The sequence below is a fragment of the Lactiplantibacillus sp. 7.2.4 genome (assembly GCF_018991185.1).
GTDB lineage: Bacteria > Bacillota > Bacilli > Lactobacillales > Lactobacillaceae > Lactiplantibacillus > Lactiplantibacillus pentosus.
This window is the reverse complement of the sequence record NZ_JAGYGS010000153.1, coordinates 1-797: the sequence shown is the minus strand read 5'-3', so window position 1 is coordinate 797 and position 797 is coordinate 1. Positions and strand designations below refer to the sequence as shown.

The 797-nt window shown below is 43.9% G+C and carries 1 protein-coding gene; it reads right to left on the bottom strand.

Going from position 1 to position 797, the window contains the following annotated elements:
• On the bottom strand, positions 1–797 hold a 797-nt coding region (locus KGF70_RS16960), incomplete at both ends, for an IS3 family transposase (protein ID WP_216769691.1).

Genomic DNA, 797 nt, shown 5'->3' with positions numbered 1-797 from the left:
CTTTCTGGACGGTAAGTTCCCGGTATTTTACCGGGGACTTGCCGTCCAGTTTTGTTTTGATGCGCCGATGATTGTAGAAGTCTATCCATTCGTTCATAGCTTCGATAAGCGCTGTTTTGGTCTCAAAATGTTCATCCATAACCTCGACTTTCATAATGTGAAAAAACGACTCCATGGCGGCGTTGTCGAGACAAGTGGCTTTACGCGACATACTCTGAAATACATGGTGCTCTTTAAGCGTGTTTTGCCAGTGTCGATGCTGATACTGAAACCCTTGGTCAGTATGGACAGTCGTCCGATAATCTAACACCGGTATTCGATTTAGGGCTTCTTTCAAAGGCTTTAAAGCGAATTCAACGGTCGGGTGGTCACTGATATTGAAAGCCAGAACCTCTCCATTGAAGAGGTCGAGGACTGGTTCTAAATAAACCCGTTCATTTTGGCTTTGGTTCCCATACCGGAATTCACTGACGTCGGTGACTAACTTCTGGTAAGGCCGATCTGTTTTGAATCGTCGCTTAAGTCGATTTGGGGCGATGACGCCAACAGTTCCCTTGTAAGAATTATACTTTCGTTTCTGCCGATTAAAGGCGCCACATAGCCAGTCTTGTTCCCGCATAATCCGTAAGACCCGCTTATGATTGATTTTAAAGCCATAAGTGTCATGTAAAGCACTGGTTATTCGTCGGTACCCGTATTTCCGAGTATATTTTGGATCTTGTTGACGAATCTCATCAATTGCCTGAATAATTTGTGAATCATCTAAGTTACGACCACGATGCTCCTTAGCATAATAA